At 63.4% G+C, this 7,454-nt stretch carries 8 protein-coding genes and 1 pseudogene; 7 read left to right on the forward strand and 2 right to left on the reverse strand.

Translation table 11 applies throughout. The annotated features are described in order from the left end of the window. Window positions 1-369: pseudogene (locus JMF90_RS15850) on the reverse strand (CoA ester lyase); the annotation flags it as partial. Between the two features lie 56 nt (window positions 370-425). After that, entirely contained in the window at window positions 426-1,412 is a 987-nt protein-coding gene (locus JMF90_RS15855) for a malate dehydrogenase (protein WP_006479357.1), read from the reverse strand. A 288-nt stretch (window positions 1,413-1,700) separates the two neighbouring features. Here JMF90_RS15855 and JMF90_RS15860 point away from each other — a divergent pair, with 288 nt between their 5' ends. The 7 genes from JMF90_RS15860 to gltA all read left to right on the forward strand — a co-directional run. Beyond that, the gene (locus tag JMF90_RS15860; RefSeq protein ID WP_006479356.1) at window positions 1,701-2,525 is read left to right on the forward strand and encodes a GntR family transcriptional regulator; all 825 of its coding nucleotides are present in this window, start codon (window positions 1,701-1,703) and stop codon (window positions 2,523-2,525) included. Window positions 2,526-2,693: 168 nt separating this feature from the next. Then, on the forward strand, window positions 2,694-3,110 hold the full coding sequence (gene sdhC, locus JMF90_RS15865; RefSeq protein WP_006479355.1) for a succinate dehydrogenase, cytochrome b556 subunit: 417 nt from the start codon (window positions 2,694-2,696) through the stop codon (window positions 3,108-3,110). Window positions 3,111-3,114: 4 nt separating this feature from the next. Continuing rightward, window positions 3,115-3,483 (forward strand): succinate dehydrogenase, hydrophobic membrane anchor protein, encoded by a 369-nt coding sequence (gene sdhD / locus JMF90_RS15870; protein WP_006487767.1) that lies wholly within the window; start codon window positions 3,115-3,117, stop codon window positions 3,481-3,483. 3 nt (window positions 3,484-3,486) lie between these two features. Beyond that, a complete protein-coding gene (gene sdhA / locus JMF90_RS15875; RefSeq protein ID WP_006479353.1) occupies window positions 3,487-5,262 on the forward strand; it encodes a succinate dehydrogenase flavoprotein subunit in 1,776 nt (591 codons plus the stop codon). Window positions 5,263-5,284: 22 nt separating this feature from the next. Continuing rightward, window positions 5,285-5,986 carry a succinate dehydrogenase iron-sulfur subunit gene (locus tag JMF90_RS15880; RefSeq protein ID WP_006479352.1) on the forward strand — a complete coding sequence of 234 codons (702 nt, stop codon included), beginning with the start codon at window positions 5,285-5,287 and terminating at the stop codon, window positions 5,984-5,986. A 6-nt stretch (window positions 5,987-5,992) separates the two neighbouring features. After that, window positions 5,993-6,265: a succinate dehydrogenase assembly factor 2 gene (locus JMF90_RS15885; RefSeq protein ID WP_011548107.1), complete on the forward strand. Its 273-nt coding sequence runs from the start codon at window positions 5,993-5,995 to the stop codon at window positions 6,263-6,265. 66 nt (window positions 6,266-6,331) lie between these two features. Further along, window positions 6,332-7,454 (forward strand): citrate synthase (gene gltA, locus JMF90_RS15890; RefSeq protein WP_201325220.1); only part of this gene is annotated, 1,123 nt, incomplete at its 3' end.

Here is a 7,454-nt window from a genome sequence, read left to right on the forward strand (position 1 = left end):
GAAGCGGTTCTCGGCGCTGCCGAGCAGGTCGGCGACGAGCGCCGCGTGGGCGGCTTCCTGGCCGACGGTCGCACCGTCCTCGCAGTCGAGCGTGAGGTCGAACACCGGGCCCAGCTCGGCCTGCAGCGCGAGCGACTTGCGCATCAGCTTCTCGCTGCCCGCGTAGTGATCGCAGCAGGGCAGGATCGCGGGCGGGGACGCCCCGTCGTACAGCACTTGTGCAGGAGTGAGCGCGGCCATCTCGTCTACGTCAGGGGAGCGTGTCAACGTGGAGAAAATCGGATTCGGGCAGGTTCTGGGCCGGTGCGCGGCGGGCGCGGGGCGGCAAAACGTGCGCGGATCGGATCGGCCGGCACGGGCCGGCGGCATGCCGGCCCGTGCCGCAGCCGGGCGCCCCGAAGGCCGCCCGGCACGATGCGTGATGCTTAGTTCTTCAGCAGGTGGGCGACGCCATCGCGCTCTTCGAGCAGCTCGGCCAGCGTGCCGTCCATCTTCTCGCGCGAGAACGCGTCGATTTCCAGGCCTTCGACGCGCTTGTATTCGCCGTTTTCGCAGGTGACCGGCACGCCGTAGATGATGTCTTCGGGAATGCCGTACGAGCCGTCCGACGGGATGCCCATCGTGACCCACTTGCCGTTCGTACCGAGCACCCAGTCACGGACGTGGTCGATCGCCGCGTTGGCTGCCGACGCCGCCGACGACAGGCCGCGCGCTTCGATGATCGCCGCGCCGCGCTTGCCGACGGTCGGGATGAACGTGTCGCGGTTCCACACGTCGTCGTTGATCAGCTTCAGCAGCGATTCGCCTTCGGCGGTCGCGAAGCGGAAATCCGGGTACATCGTCGGCGAGTGGTTGCCCCACACGGCGAGCTTCTCGATCGACGCGACCGGCTTGCCCGACTTCGCGGCGAGCTGCGACAGCGCGCGGTTGTGGTCGAGGCGCAGCATCGCCGTGAAGTTCTTCTTCGGCAGATCCGGCGCCGACTTCATCGCGATGTACGCGTTCGTGTTCGCCGGGTTGCCGACGACCAGCACCTTCACGTCGCGGCTCGCGACTTCGTTCAGCGCAGCGCCCTGAACCGTGAAGATTTCGGCGTTTGCCGACAGCAGGTCCTTGCGCTCCATGCCCTTCGAGCGCGGACGTGCGCCGACCAGCAGCGCGACGTCTGCATCCTTGAATGCAACCTTCGGATCGTCGGTGATCACGACGCCGGCGAGCAGCGGGAACGCGCAGTCGTCGAGTTCCATCACGACGCCCTTGACGGCGCCTTGGGCTTGCGGGAGGTCGAGCAGTTGCAGGATGACCGGCTGGTCCTTGCCGAGCAGGTCGCCGTTCGCGATGCGGAACAGCAGGGAGTAAGCGATTTGACCTGCGGCGCCGGTGACGGCAACGCGCTTTGCGGGCTTAGCCATTGAAAATCTCCAGGACGGGTGAAGCGTTGGACGCGAGCGAAAACGCCATTCTATGCGCGTTGTGCGTAGCGTTGCATTGAAGCAGGGCGGAGGACTCGCGATGGCAGACGCGGTGAACCTGGAGACGGCCGTGGCACGTAGCCGGGGACGCGCTGTTGCACCCGCGAACCCTTGCTCGACCGGGAGTGTAGGAGCCGTCAGGCGCAAAGTCAAACGGTATCATATGTCTTATATAAGACAGATGTTTTGCGGAAATTGAGTGGACGAAAAAGTGCGGTTTGTGATGAAATGCGCGCCATGACATCGAACCAGGCGAACACCGCGAATCAGACCGGCGCAGGCGGCCCAGGGCAGCCGGGCGCGGGCGATCCCGCAGCCTCGCCCGCGGCCTCCGCGTCGCCGACGTTCAGCCCGTTATACCAGCAGATCAAGTCATTGATCACGCAAAGTCTCGAATCCGGCGAATGGAAGCCGGGCGAGATCATCCCCAGCGAAGTGGAGCTCGCGGCCCGTTACAAGGTCAGCCAGGGCACCGTGCGCAAGGCGATCGACGAACTGGCCGCCGAAAACCTCGTCGTCCGGCGGCAGGGCAAGGGCACTTTTGTTGCAACGCACAATGAGGATCGCGCGCAGTTCCGTTTCCTGCGTCTCCTGGCCGATGACGGTGCCGAGCACCCGCACGTGAGCCGCCTGCTCGAATGCCGGCGCCTGCGTGCGCCGGCGGAGATCGCGCGGCAGCTCGACCTGAAGCCCGCCGATCCCGTCGTGCAGGTGCGCCGCCTGCTGGAATTCGACAGCGAAGTGACGGTGCTCGACGAGATCTGGCTGCCGGGCGCGATGTTCCGCGGGCTCACGTTCGAGCGGCTGAGCGAGTACAAGGGGCCGCTCTACGCGATGTTCGAGACGGAGTTCGGTACGCGGATGATCCGCGCGACGGAGAAGATCCGCGCGGTGGCGGCGGACCCGGCGGTGGCCGACCTGCTGCACGTGCCGGCGGGGTTCCCGTTGCTGTCGGTCGAGCGCGTGTCCTATACGTACGGGGACCGGCCGGTGGAAGTGCGTCGCGGCTGGTATGTCACAACCGGGTACTACTATCAGAATGACTTGAGCTGACGACGTTCGGCTCAGCCGCGTGCATTCGCGTTTCCCACGCTCGCGAAGCACGTTTCGGGCCGCCTTTGTTCTTGTTCGCGCAATTATCCAGAGCAGACTTTCGCTGCAGCGCGATATAAAAAGGCGCTAAAATCGCGGATTAGTGTGACAACATAGTAGGGGTCTAGCATGACTGACGCAGTAAGAAAGCCGAGGCCGGAATACCGGAACATCGGAATCGGCGACATCACGTTGAAATATCGCATGCCGCTGGCCGCGATATTGTCGATTCTCCATCGTATCAGCGGCGCGCTGCTGTTCCTGTTCCTGCCGTTCCTGCTGTTCCTCTTCGACCAGAGCCTCACCTCCGAGCTCAGCTTCGAAGTCTTCAAGGCTTTCCTCTCCAACATCGTCGTCAAGCTGGTCGTCCTCGCGTTGTCGTGGGCCTTCTTCCACCATTTCTGCGCCGGCATTCGCCACCTGCTGATGGACGTCAACCACGACGCCGTCACGAAGGAAGGCGGCAAGCGGACGGCAGTCGTCGTCTTTGTCGTCTCGATCGCGCTGACGATCGCCATGGCACTCAAACTGTTCGGAGCATTCTAAGAAAATGGCAGCCAACAACCGAATCGGCTCGAAGCGCCTCGTCGTCGGCGCACACTACGGCCTGCGCGACTGGCTCGCGCAGCGCGTCACCGCCACGATCATGGCGGTCTACACGGTCATTCTGCTCGTCCTGTTCTTCGGCGCGCACGATTTTTCGTACGAAGGCTGGGCATCGATCTTCGCCGCGCAATGGATGAAGCTCGCGACCTTCGTGATGCTGCTTTCCCTCTTCTACCACGCATGGGTCGGCGTGCGCGACATCTGGATGGACTACGTGAAGCCCGTCGGTGTGCGCCTGCTGCTGCAATCGCTGACCATCGTCTGGCTGCTCGCATGTGCGGGCTACGCCGCGCAGATTCTCTGGAGAGTGTAAAGAATGGCTGCAATCAAAACTTCCCTCCCGCGCCGCAAGTTCGACGTCGTGATCGTCGGCGCAGGCGGCTCCGGCTTGCGCGCAGCGCTGCAACTGTCGCGCGCGGGCCTGTCGGTCGGCGTGCTGTCGAAGGTGTTCCCGACGCGTTCGCACACGGTGGCCGCGCAGGGCGGTATCGGCGCGTCGCTCGGCAACATGAGCGAAGACAACTGGCACTACCACTTCTACGACACGATCAAGGGCTCCGACTGGCTCGGCGACCAGGATGCGATCGAGTTCATGTGCCGTGAAGCGCCGAACGTCGTGTACGAACTCGAGCACTTCGGCATGCCGTTCGACCGCAACGCGGACGGCACGATCTACCAGCGCCCGTTCGGCGGCCATACCGCGAACTACGGCGAGAAGCCGGTCCAGCGCGCTTGCGCGGCCGCCGACCGTACCGGTCACGCGCTGCTGCACACGCTGTACCAGCAGAACGTCGAAGCGAAGACGCAGTTCTTCGTCGAATGGATGGCGCTCGACCTGATCCGCGACGCGGACGGCGACGTACTCGGCGTGACGGCCCTCGAGATGGAGACGGGCGACGTCTACATCATGGAAGGCAAGACCACGCTGTTCGCGACGGGCGGCGCAGGCCGGATCTTCGCGGCATCGACGAACGCGTTCATCAACACCGGCGACGGCCTCGGCATGGCGGCGCGCTCGGGCATCGCGTTGCAGGACATGGAGTTCTGGCAGTTCCACCCGACCGGCGTGGCCGGCGCGGGCGTGCTGATCACCGAAGGCGTGCGCGGCGAAGGCGGTATCCTGCGCAACGCGAACGGCGAGCGCTTCATGGAGCGCTACGCGCCGACGCTGAAGGATCTGGCGCCGCGTGACTTCGTGTCGCGTTCGATGGACCAGGAAATCAAGGAAGGTCGCGGCGTCGGTCCGAACAAGGATCACGTGCTGCTCGACCTGTCGCACATCGGCGCCGAGACGATCATGAAGCGTCTGCCGTCGATCCGCGAAATCGCGCTGAAGTTCGCGAACGTCGACGCGATCAAGGAACCGATCCCGGTCGTCCCGACGATCCACTACCAGATGGGCGGCATCCCGACCAACATCCACGGTCAGGTCGTCGGCACGTCGCGCGATCACAAGGAACCGGTCAACGGCTTCTACGCAGTGGGCGAATGCTCGTGCGTGTCGGTGCACGGCGCGAATCGTCTGGGCACGAACTCGCTGCTGGACCTCGTGGTGTTCGGCCGTGCGGCCGGCAACCACATCGTCGAGCACGTGAAGAACCAGAAGGAACACAAGCCGCTGCCGGCTGACGCAGGCGAATTCTCGCTGGCGCGCCTGGCGAAGCTCGAGAAGTCGAGCTCGGGCGAGTACACGCAGGACGTCGCGAACGACATCCGCGCGACGATGCAGAAGCATGCAGGCGTGTTCCGCACGTCGGCGCTGCTGAAGGAAGGCGTCGCTCAGATGGCCGACCTGAAGGCGCGCGTGGAAAACATCCACCTGAAGGACAAGTCGAAGGTGTTCAACACCGCGCGCGTCGAAGCGCTCGAGCTGGAGAACCTGATCGAAGTGGCTCGCGCCACGATGGTGTCGGCCGAAGCGCGCAAGGAAAGCCGCGGTGCACACGCACACAGCGACTACGAACACCGCGACGACGACAACTGGCTGCGCCACACGCTGTGGTACAGCGAAGGCGATCGCCTCGACTACAAGCCGGTTCAAATGAAGCCGCTGACGGTCGAATCCGTGCCGCCGAAGCCGCGCACGTTCTAAGCCGAGTCAAAGGGAATCCGAAATGGCAAAACGCATTTTTGAAGTCTACCGCTACGATCCGGACAAGGACGCAGCGCCGCGCATGCAGACGTACGAGCTCGAGATCCAGCATGAACGCATGCTGCTCGACGCGCTGGTCAAGCTGAAGGCACTGGACGAGACGCTGTCGTTCCGCCGCTCGTGCCGTGAAGGCGTGTGCGGTTCGGACGCGATGAACATCAACGGCAAGAACGGTCTCGCGTGCCTGACGAACCTGAACGACCTGCCGCAGAAGATCGTGCTGCGTCCGCTGCCGGGCCTGCCGGTCGTGCGCGACCTGATCGTCGACATGACGCACTTCTTCAACCAGTACCACTCGATCAAGCCGTACCTGATCAACGACGCGCCGCCGCCGGAGAAGGAACGCCTCCAGTCGCCGGAAGAGCGCGACGAGCTCGACGGCGTGTACGAGTGCATTCTGTGCGCGAGCTGCTCGACGTCGTGCCCGAGCTTCTGGTGGAACCCCGACAAGTTCGTCGGCCCGGCCGGCCTGCTGCAGGCTTACCGCTTCATCGCGGACAGCCGCGACACCGCCACCGGCGAGCGTCTCGACAACCTGGAAGACCCGTACCGTCTGTTCCGTTGCCACACGATCATGAACTGCGTCGACGTTTGCCCGAAGGGCCTGAACCCGACGAAGGCGATCGGCAAGATCAAGGAACTGATGGTTCGTCGCGCGGTATAAAGATTGATGAGCGACGATTCGCATCAATCCGACCCGCACCGCCGCGCGCGCCTTCGCTGGCGCGCGCGGCGGGGTCTGCTGGAGAACGACATCGTTTTCGAACGGTTCTTCGGCAGATACGAGCATGACCTCACCGATGCAGACGTAGGCGCGTTGTCGCGCCTGCTCGATCTGAGCGACAACGACCTGATGGACTTGCTCCTCGCGCGCAAGGAACCAGAGGGCGACCTAGACAGCCCGGACATTCACCGGCTGTTGGAGATGCTGCGCAACGTGTAACGCCAAGGTGTAACGCGCTGTGCCCGTTATCGAATCCCGTTTCTTTATTTCGATTGAGGATGTGCCATGACTCCGTCTGATGTTAAAGCCACGCTATCGTTCAGCGACAACTCGCCGAGCGTCGAACTGCCGATCTACAAGGGCACGATGGGCCCGGACGTGATCGACATCCGCAAGCTGTACGGCCAGACCGGCAAGTTCACTTACGACCCGGGCTTCATGTCGACGGCAGCTTGTAATTCGGCGATCACGTACATCGACGGCGACAAGGGCGAACTGCTGTATCGCGGCTACCCGATCGACAACCTCGCGCAAAACGCGGACTTCCTCGAAAGCTGCTACCTGCTGCTGAAGGGCGAACTGCCGAACGCCGCACAGAAGAAGGAATTCGTCGACACCGTCACGAAGCACACGATGGTGCACGAGCAGATGCACTTCTTCTTCCGCGGCTTCCGTCGCGACGCGCACCCGATGGCGATCCTGGTCGCCGCAGTCGGCGCGCTGTCCGCGTTCTACCACGACTCGCTCGACATCAACGACCCGCGTCACCGCGAAGTGTCGGCGATCCGCATGATCGCGAAGCTGCCGACGCTCGTCGCGATGGCGTACAAGTACAGCATCGGCCAGCCGTTCGTGTATCCGAAGAACTCGCTGTCGTACAGCGCGAACTTCATGCACATGATGTTCTCGAACCCGTGCGAAGAGTACAAGGTCAACGACGTGCTCGTCCGCGCGCTCGACCGTATCCTGATCCTGCACGCCGATCACGAGCAGAACGCATCGACGTCGACGGTCCGCCTGGCCGGTTCGTCGGGCGCCAACCCGTTCGCGTGTATCGCGGCCGGTATCGCGTGTCTGTGGGGCCCGGCGCACGGTGGTGCGAACGAAGCCGCGCTGAACATGCTCGAGCAGATCGGTTCGCCGGACAACATCCCCGAATTCATCAAGCAGGTGAAGGACAAGAATTCGGGCGTGAAGCTGATGGGCTTCGGCCACCGCGTGTACAAGAACTACGATCCGCGTGCGAAGCTGATGCGCGAAACGTGCTACGAAGTGCTGAACGAACTGGGCCTGCACGACGACCCGCTGTTCAAGCTCGCGATGCAGCTCGAGAAGATCGCGCTGGAAGACGAATACTTCGTGTCGCGCAAGCTGTACCCGAACGTCGACTTCTACTCGGGTATCGTCC

It is taken from the genome of Burkholderia sp. E168m23, assembly GCF_016586125.1.
GTDB lineage: Bacteria > Pseudomonadota > Gammaproteobacteria > Burkholderiales > Burkholderiaceae > Burkholderia > Burkholderia orbicola.

Excerpts from the sequence above, each read along its gene's own strand:
- JMF90_RS15885 (WP_011548107.1), top strand. The coding sequence starts at position 5,993 with ATGAGCGACGATTCGCATCAATCCGACCCGCACCGCCGCGCGCGCCTT.
- JMF90_RS15855 (WP_006479357.1), bottom strand. The coding sequence starts at position 1,412 with ATGGCTAAGCCCGCAAAGCGCGTTGCCGTCACCGGCGCCGCAGGTCAA.
- JMF90_RS15880 (WP_006479352.1), top strand. The coding sequence starts at position 5,285 with ATGGCAAAACGCATTTTTGAAGTCTACCGCTACGATCCGGACAAGGAC.
- sdhC (WP_006479355.1), top strand. The coding sequence starts at position 2,694 with ATGACTGACGCAGTAAGAAAGCCGAGGCCGGAATACCGGAACATCGGA.
- sdhD (WP_006487767.1), top strand. The coding sequence starts at position 3,115 with ATGGCAGCCAACAACCGAATCGGCTCGAAGCGCCTCGTCGTCGGCGCA.
- sdhA (WP_006479353.1), top strand. The coding sequence starts at position 3,487 with ATGGCTGCAATCAAAACTTCCCTCCCGCGCCGCAAGTTCGACGTCGTG.
- JMF90_RS15860 (WP_006479356.1), top strand. The coding sequence starts at position 1,701 with ATGCGCGCCATGACATCGAACCAGGCGAACACCGCGAATCAGACCGGC.